The sequence below is a fragment of the Thiohalobacter thiocyanaticus genome, from assembly GCF_002356355.1.
Classification (GTDB): Bacteria; Pseudomonadota; Gammaproteobacteria; order Thiohalobacterales; family Thiohalobacteraceae; genus Thiohalobacter; species Thiohalobacter thiocyanaticus_A.
Map to the genome: position 1 here is coordinate 954,970 of NZ_AP018052.1, position 22,802 is coordinate 977,771.

The window sequence follows — 22,802 nt, forward strand, 5'->3', positions numbered from 1 at the left end:
GAGTTTTCATAGGTCTGTCCTCGGTCTTCTGCTGACTGGCGACTCAGCGCTTGTAGGTTGTCTGCAGCATGATCTGGGTGTCGCTGCTGGAGCCGCTGGCCCGGGAGGTGACCCGGTACATGCTCACCTCGGGCAGCGGTTCGTCGGCGGCCAGGCTGCCGCCGGCCTGCTTGACCGGCATCAGTTCCTCGAGGACATACTCGGGCGGGGTGGGAACGCCGTCCAGGCTGTCCGGGTAGGTGATCCAGACGGTACCGGGGGCCTCCCATACCTGCGGGTTGCCGATGGCGATGTCCTCGGCCTTGTAATAGCCGTCGGTGGTGCCGTCGAAGTCCGGCAGGGAAGCCGCCTCGAGCGCCACCTCGCCCTCGCGCAGGGCGGCCTCCGCGGCCTGGAAGGCGAGGTTGATGTCCCGGGTGTTGCCCGCCATGCGCTGTTCCATGATGGTGTTCTGCATGGCGGTGACGCCGATCAGCGTCATCACCAGCAGCATGATGAGGCTGACCGCGAGGATCGCCCCCTGCTGGCGGCGGCCGATGGCGGGTGTCATGCGGTGATGTCCGGTCTTGCGTGTATCCATGGTGTTGTCCTCGCCAACTCCGCGTTCAGCTGGTCCTGTTTCTCAGCGCAATGGTCTTGGTCAGTACCCGCCGCAGATAGCGGTCGCTGGCCGCAGGCGTGACGGTCGTGTTGTTGAACAGCACCGGCTGGGCGCCGTCGGTCACGTTGGGGCTGTCGCTGCGCAGCATGAGATAGAGCCGGACACTGACCACCCGCTCCCAGTCGACCACGGCGTTGGCCGTGCGGTAGACGTCGGCCACCCCGTCGATTTCGCCGATGGTGTCCTCGCCGTATTCCACCTGCATGTCCTCCACGCCCTCGATCAGTTCCAGAGTCGTGGCGGCGGTGCCCTCGGTGCGGTACAGGGAGGGGATGCCGTCGGCGTTGTTGGCGATGTAGTAGGCGTAGGTCACGATCTTGATGATCTCCGAGCCGGGGCCGAACTGCTCCTCCTCCGGTGCGCTGGCGCCTCCCCAGGAAGCGATGGCATTGCCGGGTGAGCCGGAAGAGACATGCGTGAGATTAAGTTCGTTGCCGGTGGCAGTGATCGTGGGAGTGATTTGAAAAATACGCGACTTCTGGCAATCGGACACCATGACAATATCATTGACACACAGGCCGCTGAGCATATCCGATCCGCCGCTGCATGCGCCGCTCTGGGTGGATTTGTGTTCGACGAACACTTGCCCACCGTTGTTGTTCTGCGATACGCGGACACCGGCGTCGCTGCTGCGTCGCACAATGACCACGTCGCTGCCGGAGACCGGGGTGATGCCGGCGGCGGAAAGGTAGGTCGGGGCGCTACTGACGTCGTTGAAGCCCTCGATGCCGACAGTGAAGTTGTAGGCGAGCTGGTTCGAACTGTTCAGGGTGTTGGTGACACGATCGCTGGGCGTCGTTTCGTCGTTTGGGCGGGAGGCGCAGCCGGTATAGCCGGCCATGCGGATGTCGCGGGCCATGAACTCCGCGGCGAAGCGGCCGTTTTCCTGCAGCCGCGCCGATTCGGTCTGCATGTGATAGGTCGACTTGCTGCTGATGAAGATCTGCATGACCCCGGCGGCCAGGATCAGGCTCACGGTCAGCGCGACCATGATCTCGATCATGGTGATGCCGGCTTCACGGCCCGGTATGGAGGTGTGTCTGGCGTGCATCATATTTCGCTCTGAAACTGAAGTTGCTGGGTTGCCGAGCCATCCTCGGTGCGGGTGTCGTCCCACTGGACGATGACAGTGGCCATGTCGCCGTTGACGTTGACCGAACCGGTGCCGGAGGGCAGGTAGGCGGCCAGCTGGGCCCGCCACTGGGCCAGATCGGTCTCGGCGATGGTGCTTCCGCTCGGCGCGCTGGCATTGAGGGCCAGGTCGTAATCGTTGTTCTGGGCCGCGTCGCGGTTGGCGCGCATGCGGTCCAGGATGTCGTAGGCCAGGATGGTGGCCTGCGACTGGATGTGGGCGCTGTGGTTGTTCTTCATGCCTGTCGCCTGCAGCGCGGCCAGGCCCAGCAGGCCGATGGACAGGACCAGCACCGCGATCAGCACCTCGAGCAGCGTGAAGCCGCGGGCCATGCGATGCGTCGTGTTGTGGATGCGTGCCTTGTTCATGGGTTCAACAACTCATCTCTGTGACATCGATGCGGCCGGCGGCATTGATCTCGATCTCGCGGGCCTGGTTGCCCGAGCAGCCCACGATCTTGTGGGTCAGCTTAGTGCTGACATTGGTGATGCCCGTGCTCTGATAGCGCACGTAATCGGCGCCCCAGTCGTCGTTGGCCACCCCCTTGAGGGCGCCCCAGACCCGTACCACGGTATTCTCGCTGGGCGAGCCGCTGGTGTTGTCGTCGGTGACCACGATCCAGCCGGTGCGCCAGTCGTTGCTGCCGGAGCAGGTCGCCTGGTCGGCGCTGGCGCAGACGGTCACCGCCGTGGCGCGCTTGATCGCCTCGCTGCGGGCCAGGTTCAGGGCCGTGACCAGTTCGTTGACCTGGGTGGCGACGCGGTTGGTGCGAATGGTCTCGGTGAAGCTGGGTACGCCCAGCGTCAGGATGATGGCCGCCAGTGCCAGGGTGATCATCAGTTCGATCAGGGTGAATCCGTGTGCGCTTTTCATGGGTCCAGTCATACCTGTCCGGCGTGCAAGTGTCAGTATTCTGGCGACGAGTGGCCGCCAATGGCCGATGAGCGGTCGGATTCAGGGTCGAATCCGGGCTGCTGCGGGCAGTGAAGGGTAGCGGCAGGGAAAAGCAGGAAGTTTAAGGATTTACTTCAGACGCCAGCCGCTGCGGGCGGGCTCGTGGCCGGCGATCAGGGTCTGGATGGCCTCCCGGCGGGGGCCGGTGGCGGTCGGCCAGTGGACCCGGAGCGTCAGCCGTTTCCAGTCGCCGTTGGGCGCGGGGGTGAGTTGCCAGTCGAGGTGATAGGTGGTGAGGGTCCCGGGATGCTGGCGGCTGCCGCGGGCCGGAAGTGCCTGATATTGCTGCAGGGTGGCGAAATGGCGCAGGCGGGCGGCCTGTTCGCGCAGCAGGTTGACCGCCTCGGCCCGGTTCTTGACCTCGCGGTTGCCGCTCAGGGCGAAGGCCTGGAACTTCGCCGCCCCGGCCAGGCCGATGCCCAGGATGACCAGGGTGATCAGGGCCTCCATCAGGCTGATTCCGGACTGTTTTTTCCGTGTCCGCATGGTCAGAAGTCGCGCCAGCTGCCCGGGATGCGGGCAACCTCGTAGATGGGCAGCCGGAGTTCGGAGGGGTGGCCGCTGGCCTGCTCGATGTGCGCTAGTCGGGTGAAGCCGGACAGGCGCTTGAGATCACCGTTGACGGCCAGGCTGCCGTAGATGCGCAGGCTGTCCCAGGCCGGCGCGGCGCCGCAGTCGGCGTCGATGTACACGAAGCCGTGGATGCGCACGCCGGTCTGGAATGCGGGACAGCCGAGACCGGCGGGAAAGACCAGGACCACGGGTTGGTCCGGTGTGCCGAGACTGCGGTGCCAGCGACCGTGGCGCAGGTCGCCGGGCCGGGCCCACCAGTAGCGGCGCCGGGCCTCCGGCAGCCGGTTGCGGTGATCGTCGGCCAGCTGCCGGAACCGGGCGCGGCTGACCGACAGCAGGGCCGGCCACAGGTCGGGCTGGCCTGTGGCCAGGGCGGCGAGGGTGCCGCGGTGCAGATCCAGGCCGGTCGTGTGCAGGCAGGCGAGGGAGGATGCGGTCCAGGCGGCGGTGCTGGCATTGTGCCGGTCGGCATTGCGGGGATAGAGATCGGCCGGCCCGTGAGGCTGGGACAGGCAGCCGGCCAGGATCAGCGGCGGGGCCTGTTCGGCGGTTTCGGTGAGGACCGTGTAGGGCCGCACGGCCTGCTGCACGATGCCGGTGATGTCCGGGGCCAGGGTGGCCTGGGTGTCGACGTGGATGCGCAGGTATTTCGGCCGCAGCGGGTGGCGTTCGTAGCGGATGTTGAGCCCGAAGCGGTCGCCGCTGGCGGTGCGCACGGGCGGCGGCGTGGCGGCCGGCACGGCGACTTCCCGATCGGGGGCGACTGTCAGCCAGCTGAGGGGATTGCGCCGCAGTTCGGTAATGGCGAATTCCAGCCCGGCCTCGGCGGCGAACCGGACCCGGGTGAAATCGGCCTGCTTGTTCGCCAGACGCTGTTCCGTATGGGTGGTGCGGGCAATGGTCAGGCTCAGGGCGGACACCCCGGCAATCAGCATCAGCACGGTGGTCAGGGTGGCGAGGCCGGTCTGGGTGCGTCGTATCCGCATGCTTTCACCACTGCCGCAGCAGCCGGTCGTTGGCCAGCCGCACGCGGGTTTGCAGGGTGACGCTGACGTCCGGGTCGCTGCGGCTTTCTGCCGCCAGCCGGATGTCGAGGCGGCGCAGCAGTTGTGCCGGCTCGCCGCGCCGGCAGGCCTGTCCCAGCCGCTGCAGGTTCAGGCAATCGCGGTGCAGCCGGAATTCCAGCCGGGTGACCCGGGTGTCGCTGCCGGTCAGGTTCTGCCAGCGTCCGGCATCGCAGCCGTGGTGGCGCCCGCCCTGGCGCTGCTGCAGCCGGCCGCGGCTGAGGCGGAAGCCGAACAGTTCCATGTTCGCCCGGTTGGTATGCGGTCCGACGGCAGTGAGCGAGCCGATCCCGACCTCGCGGTCGGCATTCAGGTCATAGCTGTAGAGCAGGCAGGAGGCGGACGGTTCGCCGGGATGCCGGCCGGTCCGGAGGTTGTGCGGCGTCCGCATGAAGGGATTGTCGGCGGGCGCATCCAGCCCCGGGGTGCCGGCCCAGTAGCCGCTGCGTCGGGCGTCCACGGCCATGTGGCCGAGCAGTTCCCTCGCCTCGTAGTTGAGCCGGGTGAGCCGCAGGCTGGCGGCGGTGGCCAGGGCGTTGCCCTGATACAGCCGCAGGGCGCCGGCCAGTACGATCAGGCCCAGGGTGCTGCCGATCAGCAGTTCGGTCAGGGTGAAGCCGCGCTGGTTCAGCCCGCATTTCTCACCGCCGTTCGTCGCAGTAGAAGGACGGTGAAAAATGCGGGCTAGCATGGCGCGACCCCCCATGCCCCCTGCGCCCCGGGACGGCAGAGGCGGATGCGTCCGAGCGGGCTGACACGCACCTGCAGCTGCTGCCCGTAACGGTTTTCCAGTTCCAGCCGGCCGGCGCTGGCCAGCCCGCGCAGCGGGTCGAAGCGCAATGATGCCCCCAGGGTGAAGGCGGCACGCTTCAATGTTATGCCGGGCCAGGGGCCGGCGTCGCGGCGCACGAGTCGCTGCACGTTGCGGCGGGTGAACAGGCAGGCCTCGGGGTGGCTGGCGTCCGTCTGTCTGCAGTCGCAGTCGGGTTGGCGCGACAGGCCATAGCACCAGCTGCCGCCGGCGCGGAAGTGCAGGTATACCGGCTGGTTGCCGCCCCGGGTGATCGCCTCCTGGCGGGCCTGCTGCAGGTCGGCGGCCAGTGCCCGCGCGACGCTGTGCAGGCGCTGACGTTCCAGCCACTGGCCCAGGGCGGGCGCGGCCTGGGTGATCAGCAGCACCAGCAGGGCGAGCGCGAGCAATACCTCGATCAGGGTGACACCCCGTTGGTCGTGATCGTCCATGATCCTGTCTCCAAGGTGTGCGGGTGTTAGTATAGGGGGATGGCGGGCGCGTGCCTGCCAGCCGCTGACAACGGATTCTGTCAGCGAGGGATTACGCAAGGAGGCGATATGAACGTGATACGCAGACGGGGCCTGCCCCGGATGAGGCTGGTCCCGAGGACGTCATTCCCGCGCAGGCCGGAATCCAGCAGGCCGCCGATGCCAAAGGTACTGGATCTCCGCCTGCGCGGGGATGACGGGTTGGTGAAACCCGGCCCGGGCAGGCGGCATTCGGGCCTGACCCTGTTGGAACTCATGGTCGTGCTGGTGATCGTGGCGCTGCTGACAACCCTGGCCTGGCCGGGCTTCGTCGAGCACTTCCAGCGGGTGCGGCGGCAGGATGCGATCACCACCCTGCTGCGCATCCAGCTGCAGCAGGAACAGTGGCGGGCCCAGGACACCGACTATGCGACCCTGGCCGAGTTGGGCTGGGGAACGGCGCAGTCTCTGGCGGGGCATTACCGGCTGGAGTTGCACGCCCGCGGTCCGGCCGGCTACCGGGCGATCGCGCGGCCGCGGCGCAATGGGGCCCAGGCCGGAGATCCCTGCGGGGCCTTCGCGCTGGATCAGGACGGGCCGGTGCTGGGCTCGGGGTTCGCCGGCGCCCGCTGTTGGCGAGGTTGATGAATACACAGACACACACATCAGAGCCGGTCACCATCATCGGCGGGGGCATCATCGGTATGTTCACCGCCTATGTGCTGCGGCGGGCCGGCTGCGAGGTCAGCCTGCTGGAGCGCGGCGATGTGGGCCAGGAATCCTCCTGGGCCGGCGGCGGCATCCTGTCGCCGCTCTACCCCTGGCGCTATCCCGACCCGGTGAATGCCCTGGCCTGCTGGAGCCAGGACCACTACCCGGACTGGATCGGCGATATCCGGGAACTGAGCGGGATCGACCCGGAACTGGAACCCAGCGGCATGCTGGTCCTGGATCCGGACCAGCAGCCGGAGGCGCAGGATTGGGCGGCACGGTTCCGGCGCGAGGTCTGCGCGCTGGACCCGGCCGGGGTGCATGCCCTGGAGCCGGCCCTGGCCGCCGATACCGGCGCGGGCCTGTGGCTGCCGTTCGTCTCCCAGGTGCGCAATCCGCGGCTGGTCAAGGCGCTGCGCGGCGCGCTCTCCGCCCTGGAAGTGCCGGTGCGTGAACACTGCGAGGTCACCGCCTGTGTGTGCGACGAGAGCGGCGGGCGGGTCACGGCGGTGGCCACGACCGGGGGCGAGATCCCGGTGCAGGTCCTGGTGGTCGCCGGCGGAGCCTGGACCGGTCGGCTGCTGGCCGCGACCGGCTGGAGCCTGCCGATCGAGCCGGTGCGCGGCCAGATGCTGCTGCTGCGGGCCGAACCGGGGCAGTTGCGGCACATGGTGCTCGCCTCCGGCCACTACCTGATCCCCCGTCGCGACGGCCGCATCCTGGCCGGCAGTACCCTGGAGTACACGGGGTTCGACAAGACCACCACCCCCGAGGCCGAGGATGAGTTGCTGCGGTTTGCCACCGCGCTGGTGCCGGACCTGGCCCGGGCGCCGGTGGAACACCACTGGGCCGGGCTGCGGCCGGGCTCGCCGCACGGTATTCCGGCCATCGGCCGCCATCCGGTGCTGCGCAACCTCTATATAAACACCGGGCATTTCCGCAACGGGGTGGTCATGGGGCCGGCCTCGGCCCGACTGCTCGGGGATCTGCTGCTCGGAGGCGAGCCGATTCTGCCGCCGGTCGACTATGACCCTGAAAAAATTGGGTAAATCGGGTCCGGCCAGGCTATGTTTCAGGGGCTGGATATAGACTTGTTCTAAAAGTTGGCGTTATAATCCGTAGTCATGGAAACAACCGTCCACAAGCCGCTGGATGCCAGGCAGGTCATGGGCCTGCTGACGCAGCATGATATCCAGCCCACCCAGCAGCGGGTGCAGATCGCGCGCGTCCTGTTCGCACGGGACCAGCACCTGTCGGCCGATGATGTGCTGCGGATGGTCAACCAGGATACCGCCCGCGTCTCCAAGGCCACCGTCTACAACACCCTCGGCCTGTTCGCGAGCAAGGGGCTGGTACGGGAGGTCATCGTCGATCCCAGCCGGGTTTTCTACGATCCCAACACCGAACCTCACTACCACTTCTACAATGTCGATACCGGCAGCCTGACCGACATCGATCCCCGTGAATGCAGCCTGACGCGCCTGCCGGCCCCGCCCCCGGGGACGGTCACCGACGGCGTCGATATCATCATCCGGGTCCGCAACGGCGACTGAGCCGCTCTTCTATTACCTTGTTTCATCCGGGTCGGATGGGGGAAGGCGCATGCCGTAACCTATCATTGCGCCAACCGCTGCGATGGGTTGCGCTTTGCTTCACCCATCCTACGTTCTATCCGGTAACTCATTGATGTTGTTTTGCGAATAAATAGTTTTGTGCAATAATATCGACTGTTCGGAGCCGCGCACAGACAAGCTGCGGAGCCAGAATCAGATGCCTTTATCCAGACTGAACAAAATCCGCGACCCCCGCGCCCTGCGGTCGCTGGGACTGACGGGCCTGCTGTTGCTGTTCGCTGTCCTGCCGGTTCGGGCGGCTCCGCCCGTGCTCGAAACCAGCCAGTCTCTGGCCACGGCCGGCGACTTCCGGCTCAGCTGGCAGGGCGGCGCAGAAGGGGCGGTCTACGAACTCCAGCAGTCCGCGGCGCAGGGGTTCACCGAGACCCGCACCCGCTACCGGGGACCCGACACGGCCACCCAGCTGAGCGGTCTGCCCGACGGTGACTATAGTTACCGGGTCCGGGTGGTCGAGCCCGGTCCCTCGGCCTGGAGCGAGGCGGTGACGGTCGAGGTACGCCATCACCCGTTGTCCCGCGCCCTGGGTTTCTTCGCCGTCGGGCTGGTGGTGTTCGTGGCCACTGTCATCCTGATCACGCGCGGCGCGCGCGACGACTGAGCCGGACAAGGATCCGTTTATGTCAGCACCCTTTGAAATCGATTTCCCCCGCCTGCAGGCCGACATCGAGGCCCTGTCCCAGATCGGCCGGCGCGAGGACATGGGCCTGTACCGCATGGCCTTCAGCGACGGCGACATGGCCGGCCGCGAGTGGCTGGCCGGGCGCATCGAGGCGGCCGGTCTGGAACTGTTCGTCGACGGCGCGGCCAATGTTCACGCCCGCCTGGGCTGGGACGGCAAACGCCCGAGCGTGATGATGGGCTCGCATGCCGACACCGTGCCCGGTGCCGGGCACCTGGATGGCGTCCTGGGCGTGCTGGTCGCACTGGAATGCGTGCGCTGCTTCAAGGATCACGACATCCCCCTGCGCTTTCCCCTGGAAGCGGTCTCCTTCACCGACGAGGAGGGCCGCTTCGGCGGCATGTTCGGCTCCCAGGCCCTGTGCGGTTTCCTCACCCCGGAGAAGATCCATCAGGCCCGCGACCTCGACAACACCAGCATTGTCGAGGCCATGCAGGCCCGCGGCATGAACGCCATGGATGCCCTGCGCGCCGCGCGCCGGCCGGAGACCCTGCATGCCTTTGTGGAACTGCACATCGAGCAGGGTCCGGTGCTGGACCGCCACGGCGTCGGCATCGGCGTGGTCGACGGCATCGCCGGGCTGTTCAAGTGGGACGTGCGCCTGATCGGCGCCGCTAACCACGCCGGCACCACGCCCATGACCATGCGCCGCGATGCCTTCCAGGGCCTGGCCGAGTTCGCCATGGAGATCAACCGCATCCTGGAGGAGCACGGCAGTCCGGCCAGTGTCGCCACCATCGGCCGGGCCCAGTTGTTCCCCGGCGCGGCCAATGTGGTGCCGGGCACGGTGGAGTTTTCGCTCGAGGTGCGCGATACCGATCCCCAGGTGCTGTCGCAGCTCAATGATGCCTGCCGTCGCACCCTGTCCACCATCGCCCGCCGCCGCGATCTGATGTTCGAGTTCGAGGTGCTGAGCGAACTGGAGCCGGTGCACTGCGACAAGGGCCTGATCGAGACCATCGCCGAGACCGCCGATCAACTGGGCATGGAGACATTGCGCATGCCCAGCGGTGCGGCGCACGATACCCAGATGCTGGCCAGACTGACCCGCGCCGGTATGATCTTCGTCCCCAGCAAGGAAGGGCGCAGTCACTCCCCGGCCGAATGGACCGACTGGGAGGATATCCAGCGCGGCGCCAATCTGGCGCTGCAGGTGCTGCACCGGCTGGCGGCCGAATCATGAGGACTGCCTGACACGTAGGTCGGGTTGGCGTAGCGTAACCCGACAGCTGTGGCATGTTGGGTTACGGTGCTGCGCACCTGACCCAACCTGCATCTGCCTGCCGGCCGCCGAACAACTGCCGAAGAAGCGAAATGGCTATGGAAGACAACAAACGGGAAGCACAACAGATCGAACAGTTCACCGATGTCGATCCGCTGCGGGAGACCTACCGCGAATCCATCACCGATGTTCCGGCGCTGCAGAAATCCCTCGAGCGGCACAACACCGCGCTGCTGTGCATCGATCTGCAGTACCTGGATGCCGCCCGCGGCCATGGCGTGTTCGCCGACGCCGAACGCTCCGGCGTGCCGATCGCCGCGCAGGAGTACTATTTCGACCGCCTGGAACACGTGGTGCTGCCCAACGTGCGCCGGCTGCAGGATGCCTTCCGCGACAACCGTCTCGAAGTGATCCATACCCGCATCCAGTCGCTGACCCAGAACGGCCGTGACCGCGGTCCGGGCCACAAGCGTCTGGGGCTGCATGCCGCGCCGGGTTCCAAGGAGGCCGAGTTCATCGAACTGGTGGCCCCCTGCGGTGACGAGATCGTGATCAACAAGACCGCCAGCGGCGTGTTCAACTCCACCAACATCGAATATATCCTGCGCAACCTGGGCATCACCGGCCTGGTGGTGGTGGGTGTGTACAGCAACGAGTGCGTCTCCACCGCCATCCGTGACGCCTGCGATCTCGGCTTCTACGTCACCCTGGTGGAGGATGCCTGCGCCACCGTCACGCCGGAACTGCAGCAGGCCACCATCACCACCATGAAGGACCGCTATGCCCGGGTCATGACCACCCATGAGATCATTGACGAAATCAGGGAAGTGGTGACCGATGAATAGCGTCAACAGCGCCATTCTGGATCCGACCATCGGCTGGACCATCCTGGCCATCTTCAGCGTGATCTGGGTGTTTCTCGGCTGGTTCTGGGGCCGCAAGGCGCAGGAACTGGACGAGTACGTGCTGGCCGGGCGCAAGGTCGGCATTGCGCTGGGCACCGCCACCGCCATGGCCACCTGGGTGACCAGCAACACTACCATGACCGCGCCCGAACTGGCCTACCGCATGGGCGTATGGGGCATGCTGGGCTACTCGCTGGGCTCGGTCGGGCTGCTGCTGTTCGCGCCCCTGGCGCGGCGCATCCGCCGGCTGATGCCGTTCGGCTACACCAGCGGCGACTTCGTGCGGCTGCGCTACGGGCGCACCGCCTGGTATGTGTTCCTGGTGATCTCGCTGGTCTACGGCCTGGGCTGGCTGGTCAGCATGGGTATGGCCGGCGGCAAGCTGATCAACGCCCTGACCGGCATCGAGTATATCTACGGCATGTCGGTGATCCTGGTGATCTGCGTCGGCTACACCCTGCTGGGCGGTTTCCGCGCCGTCATCGGCACCGATTTCATCCAGGCCATCCTGATCCTGACCGGGCTGGTCGTCATCGCCTATCTCGCCATCGACAAGATCGGCTTCGACCAGATCCATGAAAGCGTGACCCGCGAGCGGCCGGAACTGCTCAATCTGCTGATGCCGGCGGCGATCATGTTCCTGTTCAACAACCTGCTGTTCGGCGTGGGCGAGATCTTCCACTCCAATGTCTGGTGGAGCCGGGCCTTCGCCTTTCGCGAGGACGTCGGCTTCAAGGCCTATTTCACCGCCGGCATCTTCTGGGCGCCCATCCCGATCGTTGCCGGCTTCATTGCCCTGGCCGCGCCCGCCATGGACGTGAACGTGCCGGCCGCCGACATGGTCGGCCCGCTGGTCTCCAGCGAGATCCTGGGCGTGACCGGCGCCGTGCTGGTGCTGATCATGGTGTTCTCGGCCCTGTCCTCCAGCCTGGACTCGCTGCTGGCGGCGACCAGCATCCTGCTGGTGGAGGACATCTACCGCCGTCACCTGCGGCCGAAGGCCGCGCCGGGTGAACTGCGCAGCGCCACCCGCTGGACCATCCTGGGCCTGGGGATCCTCACCTGGATCGTCAGTGCCCTGCAGCTCGGTACCCTGGCGCAGGTGCTGCACTTCACCGGCGCCTTCGTGGCCAGCACCATCTGGCCCATCGCCGCCGGCCTGTTCTGGAAACGCACCAACACCGTCGGTGCAGTGCTGGGCATGGCCCTGGGCAGTATTGCCGGTATCATTGCCTATCACATGATCGGTTTCTACGTGGCCGCCCTGACCGGTGCGGCCGTGTCCATGGCGCTGGTGCTGGTCAGTACCTGGCTCTGGCCGCAGGACTACGACTGGGATAGGCTGTGCGAGGCCCACCCCGGCGAGGAGCAGACTGCATGATGGCAAGCCAGGATTTTTTATCCATACTGGTCAGCATCGCCCTGGTGATCACCGCCATCGCGCCGGTGGCGCTGCTGGTTATGCTGATTCGCGACTGGAAGCGAGGTAATCTCTGGTGAACGAGTACGAAGCGCTGCTGCGCGAGCCGGTTCAACCCAAGGACGGCACCCGCGGCAACGAGCGTCCCCTGGCCCTGGTCGAACATGTGCAGGAAGACCCCGAGCCGCTGGTGGATCTGGCCAACCGGCATGTGGTCTCCGCCCGTCAGTTCGACCGCCGCACCGTGGCCCAGCTGTGTCGCATGGCCGCCATGTACGAAACCACGCCGCACCTGATGCAGCCGCCGCTGGCCGGCAAGATCCTGATCAGCGCCTTCTACGAGCCCAGCACCCGCACCCGGCTGTCGTTCGAATCGGCCTGGCATCGCCTGGGCGGCGATATCATGTCCATCACCGATCCGGCCAGTACCGGCATCGCCAAGGGCGAGTCGCTGGCCGACGTGGCCGAGATGTTCAACAACTACGGCGACCTGGTGGTACTGCGCGACAGCAGCGATACCGCTGTCTACGAGATGCTGGAATCCCTGCGCATCCCCATCATCAATGCCGGCAACGGCATCGACGAGCATCCCACCCAGGCCCTGGCCGATGTTTATGCGATTTTCAAATGGCGCCCGGAGTTGCTGGATGCGCAGGTCGCCGAGGCCGACAGGATCCGCATCGGCATCATCGGCGTGCCTGCCCGCATGCGCACCGTGCGCAGCCTGCTGCTGTTCCTGTCGCTGTTTCCGCAGGCCATCAGCGAGATCGTGATCATCTGCGATACCGAGGATGCCTTCGACGATGGTCAGAAGGCGGAGTTGGAGCAGGCCGGCCTGAGCCTGCGGGTGGCGCGGCGGCTCAACGACGAACTGCCCGGGCTGGACGTGGTGTACATCAACTCCATCGCCTGGGTCGGCGATACCTTCGAGCGCCTGGGCGAGGAACTGGCGCTCACCGCCAACTCGCCGCTCAAGCCCGGGTCGATCATCCTGCATCCGCTGGCGCGCGGCGAGGAACTGTCCACCGACCTGGACGCCACACCGCACAACTGGTACTTCGCCCAGGCCCGCGGCGCGGTCTATATCCGCATGGCACTGTTGACCACCATCACCCAGCGCATCTACCAGGTGATGGACCTGTCGACATAATGCCTCAGTATTCCGTCATCCCGGTGCAGGCCGGGATCCAGAAACCGCCGCTGCTTATGGATTCAGGCTGGAGCCTGTCCTGGCGCAGGCCAGGGCCGGAATGACGAGTGAAGCACGCAGGTCGGGTTAGCGCAGCGTAACCCGACAACCCGCGGCATGTTGGGTTACGGTGCTGCGCACCTGATCCAGCCTGCATCCGATTTTATGCAAAATTAGGTTAACTCTTTAAAGAAGGTCTCAAGACTATGTGTGGAATCGCCGGCTACATGCACGCCGATCCGGATAAGCAGATCGACCCCGACCAGTTGGTGGCCATGGCCGCCATCCAGTATCACCGCGGCCCCGACGGCTTCGGCTATCACGTCATGCAGGACCGCGGCGTGGGCTTCAGCCATGCGCGCCTGACCATCATCGACCTGGACGAAAACCGCGGCAAACAGCCCTTCGTCTCCGAGGACGGCAACCTGATGCTGGCCATGAACGGCGAGCTCTACGACTACAAGCGCATCCGCGCCGATCTCACCTCGCGCGGCGCGCGCTTCCGCACCAAGAGCGACTCCGAGATGGTGCTGCACCTGTATCCGCAGAAGGGCCTGGAGGATATGCTGCCTTACCTGCGCGGCGAGTTCGGCATCTCGCTGTATGACAGGGAGCGCGACCGCCTGATCCTGATCCGCGACCGCTTCGGGGTAAAGCCGCTGTACTGGACCGAGCAGAACGGCCAGTTCGTGTTCGGCTCGGAGCTCAAGGTCCTGTTCGCCCATCCCGATGTGCAGCGCCGCTTCAATGCCAAAGGCGTATACCATCAGCTGATGCAGACGGTGGTGCCCGGCAGCACCGCCTTCGACAACATCCACCAGGTCAAGCCCGGGCACGCGGTGATCGTCGAGCGCGCCCACGGCAAGTTCAAGATCCGCGACTTCAAGTACTGGGACATGGACTTCCCCACCATGGAGGAACGCGGCGCCCAGCTCGAGGACGACTACGACGAGGATGAATATATCGAAGGCGTGCGCCGGGAACTGCTGGAGGCCGTGCAGCTGCGCCTGGAGGCGGACGTGCCCGTGGCCTGTTATCTGTCCGGCGGCATCGACTCCTGCGCCATCCTGGGCATGTCCGCCGCCACCCAGCAGTCGCCGGTCAAGGCCTTCACCATCGGCTTCGACGACGCCGACTACGACGAGTCCGCCATCGCCCGCGAAATGGCCGAGTCGGTCGGCGCCGACCAGGACATCATGATGCTCAACGCCGGCCACCTCTACGACAACTTCGAGGAGACCCTGTGGCACGCCGAGCGCACCATCTACAACACCCTGGGCGTGGCCAAGCTGCTGATGAGCCGGCACGTGAACCAGGCCGGTTACAAGGTGGTGGTCACCGGCGAGGGCTCGGACGAGCTGTTCAGCGGCTACCCGGCCTTCCGTATGGACCTGTTCCGCCACGGCCTGGACACCCTGCCCGAGGCCGAGCGCGCCGTCATGCAGCAGATGCTGGCCGAATCCAATAAGCTGTTCTCCGGCGCCATGCTGGCCGAGGACGAGTACGACGATCCGGCGCTGGACAAGCTGGTCGGCTTCACCCCCAGCTGCCTGCAGCCCTGGCTGTCGGCGTCGGAGCATGTCGCGCCCTTGCTGCACCCGAAACTGCGCAAGGAGGTGGAAGGCTATCGGCCCGGCACGGCCATCGCCGAGGCGCTGGACGGCGACATGCTGGAAGGCCGCCACCCGCTGGACAAGGCCCAGTACGTCTGGATCAAGACCATGCTCGAAGGCCAGATCCTGACCTGGGGCGGTGACCGCGTGGACATGGCCAACTCCATGGAGGCGCGCCCGCCCTTCCTGGATCATCACCTGGCCGAGTACGCCGCCCGGCTGCCCGTGACCATGCGCATCCGCGGCCGCACCGAGAAGTACGTCCTGCGCGAGGCCATGCGCGGCCTGCTGCCTAAGGTCCTGTACGAACGCGAGAAGTTCGCCTTCATGGCGCCGCCCGCGCATACCGACCCGAAGAAATGGGCGGCCATGAAGGCCCTGGCCGACCGCTACCTCTCCGACGAGGCCATCGAGCAGGCCGGCATCCTGGATCCGGCCGGCGTGCGCGCCCTGTTCGAGAAGCACGAGGACCCCGAGACCAGCGCCTCCACCCAGGTGCAGCTCGACGCCGTCATCAACCACATGATCGGCGTCCAGGTCCTGCACAAGCACTTCGTGCAGACCGATGTCCCCGCCCAGGCCCGTGCCAAAGCGAAGGAACTCGGCTGGGCGGCCTGAAAGGTCCCGTCATTGCGAGCGCAGCGTGGCAATCTCCATGGCTCAACTGCTGGCGTCAGGAGACCCGTCGTGAGCCTCGAGAAGGCCAGGGTGAGGGGGAGCCAGGAGAGGCCGCCAAGCTCAACGGCGACCTGTGACCGAGCCTAAACCCCTGAAAACCAAAATGGACCCCGCGCGCGGCATCTTTTATACTTGCCGCCGCCGCCGGAGTAGCTCAGTCGGTAGAGCAACTGATTCGTAATCAGTAGGTCGGGGGTTCGATTCCTCTCTCCGGCACCAGACACAAAAAGGCCACCTTTACGGTGGCCTTTTTGTGTCTGTCATCGCCGCCCGGCATGCCCATCAGTCGTCGAACGGCGGTTGACCGGCGGGCGGCCTTTCAGCTTTTGTCATCCACGGCTGCTCCGGCGGCTTCCGTTTTTGTGGCGGCGACAGCGGCGTCGCGTGCGGCAGTGTCGGCGAACATGGGGCTGGTGCCGATGATCTGGCCGTTGGCCGCCTTCAGGTTGAAGTAGGCCCGCCCGTCGGACGCGGTCTTGGCGTCGTAGTGGCTGTCATTGCCGGCGTTCTTGCGTACGGATTCGATGCCGTTGGTGCATCCGGATTTGGCATTGTATCCCTCGCTGCGCAGCAGGGTTTTGCCGTCATTGTTCAGCAGTTTGAAGTGATATTCGCCCTTTTCATTTTTCGAGATTTCGAACCTGACCGACATGGTTTCGCCTCCTTAGCGATGAGTCAACAAGGGGGCGCGTGGACGGACACCCCATTAGAAGGTTAGACCAGCCATTGCCTATTGCCAGTGGTCTGGTGTCCGGTCTGTTTGATGGAGATCAGGGAAAGAGGAGTTTTTCAGGCAGGTCCTGCGACGGCAATTCAGGCTTATTCGCTGCTACTGCTGGCATCACGCTGGCGGTCGGCTGGCGCAGTCGGAGCCCGTTCCAGCCTGGCCAGGCGTTCCTCGAAGGCGCGCTCATGCTCTTCCTCGAAGGCGGCCAGTTGCCGGTAGATTTCGGCCTGCGCGGGATCCCGGGTATGCGCCAGGAGTTCGGTGTAGAAATCGCGGGTGAAGCGCTCTATGTCGAGGGCCGCGGTCAGCAGATTGTAGGCGGCCCAGGTCTCTGCGATCAGGAAGTGTTCGCCGAAAGCGGCGAAGCCGGGGATGTATTTCCGCAGTTCGGTCGGGGGTTCCCGTTCCGGGATCGGTGCGTTCTCGCCGAAGCTGTCGCGATACAGCGCGGCCAGCTGACGTTCATGTTCCTGTTCCTCCTCGACCAGGGCGGACAGGAATTCCGCTACGGCAGGGTCATAGGCGCGGAAGCGGTAGGCCCACTCCTGAAAGTGGGCGGCATTGTGCCGCTCGATGGCGATGCCCAGGGCGAGCGCTTCCTGGGCCGGCGACAGGGCGGATTCCTGATTTTTACGAGACATGGGTCTGTAATGTAAACCGCCGGTCGCGGCGTGCATTGACCCTGATCAATCCGGAAGCAAGCCCGTCTCACCCCTGCCGGACCACGAATCGGTGCCGGTTGATGCCCAGGGACTTGATGCGCGAGGCGAGTGTGGTCGGTTTTATCTCCAGCAGTTCAGCCGCGCCGCCCCGGCCGAAGACCTTGCCGTTGCAGTGGCGCAGGGCGGCGATGATGTTCTCCAGTTCCTGCTGCCGGAGCTCATCACGGGTGCGGACGCGGCCGACGCCGTTGGGCCGGGCCGGCGCGGCTTGTGCGGCGGTCTCACCGGTGTTGATGTCCAGGTGCAGGCGGCCCTCGTGGGCAAGAATCACCGCGCGCTCGATTACGTTGACCAGTTCACGGATATTGCCGGGCCAGTGATAGGCCTGCAGGCGTTCGATGTCGCCGTGGGTCAGCTGTACCTCGGGCTTGCCGAATTTCTGGGCGGCAAGCCGGAGGAAGTGTGCGGCCAGCAGCGGGATGTCTTCGGCGCGTTGGCGCAGGGCGATGGACTCGATGGGGAAGACGTTGAGGCGGAAATAGAGATCCTCGCGAAAGCGCTTCTCGGCGACTTCCCGCTGCAGATCGCGGTTGGTGGCGGCGATGATGCGCACGTCCACCCGCCGGGTGACGGATTCGCCCACGCGTTCGAACTGCTGCTCCTGCAGTACCCGCAGCAGCTTGCCCTGCAACTCCAGCGGGATCTCGCCGACCTCGTCGAGGAACAGGGTGCCGCCGTCGGCCAGTTCGAAGCGGCCGGCGCGATCGTTCATCGCGCCGGTGAAGGCGCCCTTGATGTGACCGAAGAATTCGCTCTCGAACAATTCCCGGGGAATGGAGGCGCAGTTCACCCGGATCATCGGCCGGTCATGCCGGTCGCTGCTGTCATGGATCGCACGGGCGACCAGTTCCTTGCCGGTGCCGGACTCACCCGTGATCAGCACGGCCGCATCCGTCGGCGCGACCAGCTCGATCTGACGGATTACCTTGTGGATAGCCGGGCTGCGGCCGACGATCTCCTTGTAGTTGTGCTCAGCCAGGTACTCTTCCTGCAGGTAGGCGTTTTCCAGTTCCAGTTTGCGCTTGAGTTGCTGTACCTGGTCCAGCGCGGCGCGCAGCCGTTCCTCGGCCTGGCGGCGCTCGCTGATGTCACGGAAGATCACCACTGCGCCGACAATGCGGCCTTCCTCCATGATGGGGGTGCTGGTGTATTCCACCGGGATGGCCTTGCCGTCCTTGCGCCAGAACACCTCGTTGTCCACATGCCGGACCTTGCCGTCGCGGAAGGCAGCGAAGATGTGGCATTCGTGTGCAGGATAGCAGCACCCATCGGCATGGCTGTGGTGGATCAGGGTATGGATGTTCCGGCCGATCATGTCCTCGGCCTTCCAGCCGAGCATCCGTTCGGCTGCCGGGTTGGCAAAGGTGGTCCGCCCCTCGGTGTCGACACCGTAGATGCCCTCGCCGGCCGCATTGAGAATGAGCTGGTTCTGGCGCTCGAACTCGCTGAATACCAGTTCGATGCTCTTCCAGCGCTCCAGTCCCTCACGGTGCAGGGAATTGGCCTCGTTCACCCGGCGCAGGCGCTCCTGGCGGTCATGGTCACGCAGGATACAGATCAACAGTTCGGTATCTGTTGCCTGCATCAGGCTGGCGGATATCTCCAGCCGCACCAGCTCGTCGTGGCGGGTACGGACATGCAGTTCATTGGTCCAGCTGTGTCCCCGGTGCAGCACTGCCTGGGTGAAGGCGATCATCTCGGCCAGATCCGGCATGAACAGGCGGCTGGGACGCAGGTCGCTGAGTTCCTCCTGGCTGTAACCCAGCAGGTCATGGGTCTGGGAGTTGGCGCGCACAATCCGGTCATGCCCGGGGTCGATCACCAGGATCGCTTCGCTCAGGTGGTCGAGTACCGATTCGGTAGGCGTATGCACGATCTTCTGTTTCCAGTTGCGTGGATCGGATCAGCCCGGAGGGGCCTGATCCGACATTGGTTCAATGTCTGTCGGGTTACGCTCCGCTAACCCGACCTACGGGGCTTTCTCTTGCCACCGTCATTCCCGCGCAGGCGGGAATCCAGTGGCAGCTGCGCAGGTCGGATCAGCCCGCAGGGCGTAATCCGATATGGGTTTGGTGTTTGTCGGGTTACGCTGCGCTAACCCGACCTACGGCCTTTCTGTTTCCATTCCAAGATCGGTGCCAGAACTACGAAGCCTCGTGGCATCTGCTGCGAAACTTCGTATCGCTACGAAATATCGCGGCAGTCACATTATTGATGTCAATCCGGAAGTTATTTCTATTTCAGCGTCTTATTGATTTCTGAATGAGTTGGCACGCCCCCTGCTCTGTGTTGTGTCAAGCAGGTTCGTGTGCGCCGCAGATTCGGGGAATTTCCCATCACGCGGTGACATGAACGCACCATCGGCGTGCAACGGTTTCGATAGCGGCACCAACAAGTGACAGACAGGAGACTGGACCCATGACTTACAAGAGCCTGAACGATCCCTTCAATCCCGATCTCAGCCTCAGGCACGAAGCCGGCTGTACCTGCAGCCGCTGCACAGCCGATCGCGATACGCGGGAAGAGGGACAGCTGCCGCTGGCAGCGGGCGCGGCCGCTGCAGGTACGGCGCCGGAATCGCTGATACAGACCGAGACGCTGGCCTCGGAAGAGGCGGTGATGGACCGCGCCATCGAAAGCGCGGTAGTGCGTTCGGTGTTCGGTCACAGCGAGATCAGCCGGCGTTCCTTCCTGGGGCTGCTGGGCTCGGGCACGGCAGCGGCACTGCTCGGTTCGGTGTTCCCCATGGAGGCGGCCAAGGCGGCGATCAAGGAGACCATGAGTACAGGCAAGCTGGAAAAGACCAAGCTCGATGTCGGCTTCGTGCCCATCACCTGCGCCACGCCCATCATCATGGCGCATCCGATGGGTTTCTATGAGCGCTACGGCCTGGATGTCAGCGTGATCAAGACTGCCGGCTGGGCGGTGGCGCGCGACAAGTCCCTGTCCATGGAATACGACGCTGCCCACATGCTCACCCCCATGCCGCTGGCCATGAGCATGGGCGCCGGCTCCACCGCCAAGCCCTTCATCATGCCGGCGGTGGAGAACATCAACGGCCAGGCCATCGTGTTGCACAACGACCACAAGGACAAGCGCGATCCCAGGCAGTGGAAGGGCTTCAAATTCGGCGTGCCGTTCGAGTACTCCATGCACAATTTCCTGCTGCGCTACTACGTCGCCGAGCACGGTTTGGACCCGGACACCGACATCCAGATCCGGGTGGTGCCGCCCCCGGAGATGGTGGCCAACCTGCGTGCCGGCAACCTGGACGGTTACCTCTCGCCCGATCCCTTCAATCAGCGCGCGGTGTGGGAGAAGGTCGGCTTCATTCACACCCTGACCAAGGATATCTGGGAAGGACATCCCTGCTGCGCCTTCGCCTGCTCGCAGGAGTTCGCCGAAACCCACCCCAATACCTACGGCGCGCTGCTGCGCTCGATCATCGACGCCACCCACTACTCGGCCAAGCCGGAGAACCGCAAGGAGATCGCCGAGGCCATCGCGCCCAAGAACTACCTCAACCAGCCGGTGCCGGTGATCGAGCAGGTGCTGACGGGACGTTTCGCCGACGGCCTGGGCAATGTGCAGAACGTGCCGGATCGCATCGACTTCGATCCCTTCCCCTGGCATTCCATGGGCGTATGGATCCTGACCCAGATGAAGCGCTGGGGCTACATCAAGGGTGATGTGAACTACCAGCAGATCGCCGAGGAGGTGTATGTCGCCGGCGAGACGGCCAAGGTGATGAAGGAGCTCGGCTACGAGCCGCCGGCGAAGACCTATGAGAACTACACCATCATGGGCAAGGAGTTCGATTACACCAGGCCCGAAGAGTACATCAACAGCTTTGCCATCCGGAGGAGCTGATGATCCATTCGCTGAAGTTCCGTGCCGCCATCGTCTCCGTGGTGCTGCTGGCCCTGTTCCTGGGGATCTGGGAGGGCCTCAATGCCCCGCCCGGCGACACCCAGCCGCTGACCGAATATGAGAAGCTGATGGGCGGCGCCTCGCAGGAGGCGCGCGTCCCCCAGCCCTCGGCCGTGTTCAGTCTGGCCATGGAGGAACTGGGCAATCCCTTCTACGACGCCGGGCCCAATGACAAGGGCATCGGCATCCAGCTCGGGTATTCGCTGTACCGGGTGCTCACGGGGTTCTTCATGGCCGCGCTGGTGGCGCTGCCCATCGGCTTTCTGGTGGGGATGTCCCCACTGATGCAGAAGGCGCTGAATCCCTTCATCCAGGTGCTCAAGCCCATCTCGCCGCTGGCGTGGATGCCGCTGGCCCTGTTCATCATCAAGGACTCCGAGGCCTCGGCGATCTTCGTCATCTTCATCTGTTCCATCTGGCCGATGCTGATCAACACCGCCTTCGGAGTGGCCAATGTGCGCCAGGACTGGGTCAACGTGGCCCGCACCCACGAACTGGGGCACTTGAAAACCGCCTTCCAGGTCATCCTGCCGGCCGCAGCGCCCACCATCCTGACCGGCATGCGCATCTCCATCGGCATCGCCTGGCTGGTGATCGTGGCCGCCGAGATGCTCGTCGGCGGCACCGGCATCGGCTACTACGTGTGGAACGAGTGGAACAATCTCGACCTGACCAGCGTGATCTTCTCCATCCTGATGATCGGCATCGTCGGCATGCTGCTGGATGCAGCACTGGCCAGCGTCAATCGTCTGGTCGAATACCAGGAATAGGAGCACAGACATGAGCAGTCACTTCGTGGAAGTCCAGGGCCTTGCCAAGCGCTATCCCGCGCCGGGCAGGGGTGAATCCCTGACCGTGTTCGAGGATGCCAACTTCGGCATCGACAAGGGCGAGTTCGTCTGCATCATCGGCCATTCCGGCTGCGGCAAGTCCACCATCCTCAATATTCTCGCCGGACTGGACGAGGCCAGCGACGGCGTGGTGGTGATGAACGGCAGGGAGGTGGCCGGCCCCAGCCTGGAGCGCGGGGTGGTGTTCCAGAACTACAGCCTGCTGCCCTGGCGCAGCGCACTGAGCAACATCACCTTCGCCGTGCGTGCACGCTGGCCGCGCTGGAGCCGGGAGAAGGTGAACGCCCACAGCCTGCGGTTCCTGGAGCTGGTCGGGCTCAAGGGGGTGGAGCACCGCAAGCCTTCACAGCTCTCCGGCGGTATGCGCCAGCGGGTGAGTATTGCCCGCGCCTTCGCCACCCAGCCGCAGCTGCTGCTGATGGACGAGCCCTTCGGCGCCCTGGACGCGCTGACCCGCGGCATGATCCAGGAGGAACTGGTCCGGATCTGGAACGAGACCCAGCAGACCGTGTTCATGATCACCCATGATGTCGACGAGGCCATCCTGCTCGCCGACCGCATCCTGCTCATGACCAACGGCCCGCAGGCCCGGGTGGCCGAGTCGGTGCAGGTCTCCATCGATCGGCCGCGCAACCGCACCGACATCATCCACCACCCTGATTACTACAAGATCCGCAACCACCTGGTGGATTTCCTGGTGAACCGCTCGAAGGAGCTCTCGGGTTCGGCGGCCGGCGCCGAGGCGCAGGTTGGCAGGTACCCGCGCATTGTCGATCCGACGCGCGAGCCGGTGTCTGCGGCGGCTGATCAGGATATCTATCGACAGGCCGCCATGCAGCGGTGCCATGCATGATGAACCGGTTGTAGCGACAAACAC

General features: G+C 65.1%; 24 protein-coding genes and 1 tRNA gene. 14 read left to right on the top strand and 11 right to left on the bottom strand.

Annotated elements, in window-relative coordinates:
- Positions 1 to 43: 43 nt before the first annotated feature.
- The 8 genes from CFK21_RS04455 to CFK21_RS04490 all read right to left on the bottom strand — a co-directional run bounded on the left by CFK21_RS04455 (position 44) and on the right by CFK21_RS04490 (position 5,626).
- Entirely contained in the window at positions 44 to 580 is a 537-nt protein-coding gene (locus CFK21_RS04455) for a pilus assembly PilX family protein (protein ID WP_096365164.1), read from the bottom strand.
- Between the two features lie 25 nt (positions 581 to 605).
- Positions 606 to 1,715 carry a PilW family protein gene (locus tag CFK21_RS04460; RefSeq protein ID WP_096365166.1) on the bottom strand — a complete coding sequence of 370 codons (1,110 nt, stop codon included), beginning with the start codon at positions 1,713 to 1,715 and terminating at the stop codon, positions 606 to 608.
- A complete protein-coding gene (pilV, locus tag CFK21_RS04465) occupies positions 1,712 to 2,161 on the bottom strand; it encodes a type IV pilus modification protein PilV (RefSeq protein WP_096365168.1) in 450 nt (149 codons plus the stop codon). Before pilV ends, CFK21_RS04460 begins: the two co-directional genes overlap by 4 nt.
- A gap of 4 nt (positions 2,162 to 2,165) precedes the next feature.
- The gene (locus tag CFK21_RS04470) at positions 2,166 to 2,666 is read right to left on the bottom strand and encodes a GspH/FimT family pseudopilin (RefSeq protein ID WP_172844251.1); all 501 of its coding nucleotides are present in this window, start codon (positions 2,664 to 2,666) and stop codon (positions 2,166 to 2,168) included.
- Between the two features lie 150 nt (positions 2,667 to 2,816).
- On the bottom strand, positions 2,817 to 3,197 hold the full coding sequence (locus CFK21_RS04475) for a type IV pilus modification PilV family protein (RefSeq protein WP_157745356.1): 381 nt from the start codon (positions 3,195 to 3,197) through the stop codon (positions 2,817 to 2,819).
- Between the two features lie 38 nt (positions 3,198 to 3,235).
- A complete protein-coding gene (locus tag CFK21_RS04480; protein WP_096365174.1) occupies positions 3,236 to 4,306 on the bottom strand; it encodes a pilus assembly PilX family protein in 1,071 nt (356 codons plus the stop codon).
- A 4-nt stretch (positions 4,307 to 4,310) separates the two neighbouring features.
- A complete protein-coding gene (locus CFK21_RS04485) occupies positions 4,311 to 5,075 on the bottom strand; it encodes a prepilin-type N-terminal cleavage/methylation domain-containing protein (protein WP_172844252.1) in 765 nt (254 codons plus the stop codon).
- Entirely contained in the window at positions 5,069 to 5,626 is a 558-nt protein-coding gene (locus CFK21_RS04490; RefSeq protein WP_096365178.1) for a GspH/FimT family pseudopilin, read from the bottom strand. The genes CFK21_RS04485 and CFK21_RS04490 overlap by 7 nt, the downstream gene beginning before the upstream one ends.
- 198 nt (positions 5,627 to 5,824) lie before the next feature.
- Here CFK21_RS04490 and CFK21_RS04495 point away from each other — a divergent pair, with 198 nt between their 5' ends.
- The 11 genes from CFK21_RS04495 to CFK21_RS04540 all read left to right on the top strand — a co-directional run bounded on the left by CFK21_RS04495 (position 5,825) and on the right by CFK21_RS04540 (position 15,914).
- Complete coding sequence (locus CFK21_RS04495) at positions 5,825 to 6,289, top strand: type IV pilin protein (RefSeq protein ID WP_172844253.1); 465 nt, start codon at positions 5,825 to 5,827, stop codon at positions 6,287 to 6,289.
- Positions 6,289 to 7,404, top strand: a complete 1,116-nt coding sequence (thiO, locus tag CFK21_RS04500) for a glycine oxidase ThiO (RefSeq protein WP_096365182.1) — start codon at positions 6,289 to 6,291, stop codon at positions 7,402 to 7,404. The genes CFK21_RS04495 and thiO overlap by 1 nt, the downstream gene beginning before the upstream one ends.
- A gap of 75 nt (positions 7,405 to 7,479) precedes the next feature.
- A complete protein-coding gene (locus CFK21_RS04505; RefSeq protein ID WP_096365184.1) occupies positions 7,480 to 7,908 on the top strand; it encodes a Fur family transcriptional regulator in 429 nt (142 codons plus the stop codon).
- A 217-nt stretch (positions 7,909 to 8,125) separates the two neighbouring features.
- Positions 8,126 to 8,587: a fibronectin type III domain-containing protein gene (locus CFK21_RS04510; RefSeq protein WP_157745362.1), complete on the top strand. Its 462-nt coding sequence runs from the start codon at positions 8,126 to 8,128 to the stop codon at positions 8,585 to 8,587.
- Positions 8,588 to 8,606: 19 nt separating this feature from the next.
- Entirely contained in the window at positions 8,607 to 9,851 is a 1,245-nt protein-coding gene (locus CFK21_RS04515) for a Zn-dependent hydrolase (protein ID WP_096365188.1), read from the top strand.
- Between the two features lie 131 nt (positions 9,852 to 9,982).
- Positions 9,983 to 10,735, top strand: a complete 753-nt coding sequence (locus tag CFK21_RS04520; RefSeq protein WP_369801241.1) for a cysteine hydrolase family protein — start codon at positions 9,983 to 9,985, stop codon at positions 10,733 to 10,735.
- Positions 10,728 to 12,176, top strand: a complete 1,449-nt coding sequence (locus CFK21_RS04525) for a sodium:solute symporter family protein (RefSeq protein ID WP_096365192.1) — start codon at positions 10,728 to 10,730, stop codon at positions 12,174 to 12,176. The genes CFK21_RS04520 and CFK21_RS04525 overlap by 8 nt, the downstream gene beginning before the upstream one ends.
- Positions 12,173 to 12,295: a hypothetical protein gene (locus CFK21_RS15565; protein WP_255405053.1), complete on the top strand. Its 123-nt coding sequence runs from the start codon at positions 12,173 to 12,175 to the stop codon at positions 12,293 to 12,295. The genes CFK21_RS04525 and CFK21_RS15565 overlap by 4 nt, the downstream gene beginning before the upstream one ends.
- Positions 12,289 to 13,365, top strand: a complete 1,077-nt coding sequence (locus tag CFK21_RS04530; RefSeq protein WP_096365194.1) for an aspartate/ornithine carbamoyltransferase family protein — start codon at positions 12,289 to 12,291, stop codon at positions 13,363 to 13,365. Before CFK21_RS15565 ends, CFK21_RS04530 begins: the two co-directional genes overlap by 7 nt.
- A 245-nt stretch (positions 13,366 to 13,610) precedes the next feature.
- Positions 13,611 to 15,635 carry an asparagine synthase (glutamine-hydrolyzing) gene (gene asnB, locus CFK21_RS04535; RefSeq protein ID WP_096365196.1) on the top strand — a complete coding sequence of 675 codons (2,025 nt, stop codon included), beginning with the start codon at positions 13,611 to 13,613 and terminating at the stop codon, positions 15,633 to 15,635.
- Between the two features lie 203 nt (positions 15,636 to 15,838).
- Positions 15,839 to 15,914: transfer RNA gene (locus CFK21_RS04540), tRNA-Thr, on the top strand.
- Between the two features lie 100 nt (positions 15,915 to 16,014).
- On the opposite strand, the gene CFK21_RS04545 is transcribed toward CFK21_RS04540, so the two are convergent.
- The 3 genes from CFK21_RS04545 to CFK21_RS04555 form a co-directional block, all read right to left on the bottom strand.
- A complete protein-coding gene (locus CFK21_RS04545) occupies positions 16,015 to 16,347 on the bottom strand; it encodes a YegP family protein (protein WP_096365198.1) in 333 nt (110 codons plus the stop codon).
- A 167-nt stretch (positions 16,348 to 16,514) separates the two neighbouring features.
- Positions 16,515 to 17,063: a ferritin-like domain-containing protein gene (locus CFK21_RS04550; RefSeq protein WP_096365200.1), complete on the bottom strand. Its 549-nt coding sequence runs from the start codon at positions 17,061 to 17,063 to the stop codon at positions 16,515 to 16,517.
- Between the two features lie 67 nt (positions 17,064 to 17,130).
- Positions 17,131 to 19,017, bottom strand: coding sequence for a sigma 54-interacting transcriptional regulator (locus tag CFK21_RS04555; protein WP_197702996.1), 1,887 nt, complete (start codon positions 19,015 to 19,017; stop codon positions 17,131 to 17,133).
- Between the two features lie 545 nt (positions 19,018 to 19,562).
- On the opposite strand from CFK21_RS04555, the gene CFK21_RS04560 reads away from it, so the two are divergent.
- Genes CFK21_RS04560 through CFK21_RS04570 form a run of 3 tightly spaced genes read left to right on the top strand, consistent with a single transcriptional unit; the run spans position 19,563 to position 22,778 of the window.
- Positions 19,563 to 21,014 (top strand): ABC transporter substrate-binding protein, encoded by a 1,452-nt coding sequence (locus tag CFK21_RS04560; protein ID WP_096365205.1) that lies wholly within the window; start codon positions 19,563 to 19,565, stop codon positions 21,012 to 21,014.
- The gene (gene ntrB / locus CFK21_RS04565) at positions 21,014 to 21,844 is read left to right on the top strand and encodes a nitrate ABC transporter permease (protein ID WP_172844254.1); all 831 of its coding nucleotides are present in this window, start codon (positions 21,014 to 21,016) and stop codon (positions 21,842 to 21,844) included. The genes CFK21_RS04560 and ntrB overlap by 1 nt, the downstream gene beginning before the upstream one ends.
- Before the next feature lie 10 nt (positions 21,845 to 21,854).
- Positions 21,855 to 22,778: an ABC transporter ATP-binding protein gene (locus CFK21_RS04570; protein WP_096365209.1), complete on the top strand. Its 924-nt coding sequence runs from the start codon at positions 21,855 to 21,857 to the stop codon at positions 22,776 to 22,778.
- Positions 22,779 to 22,802 lie beyond the last annotated feature (24 nt).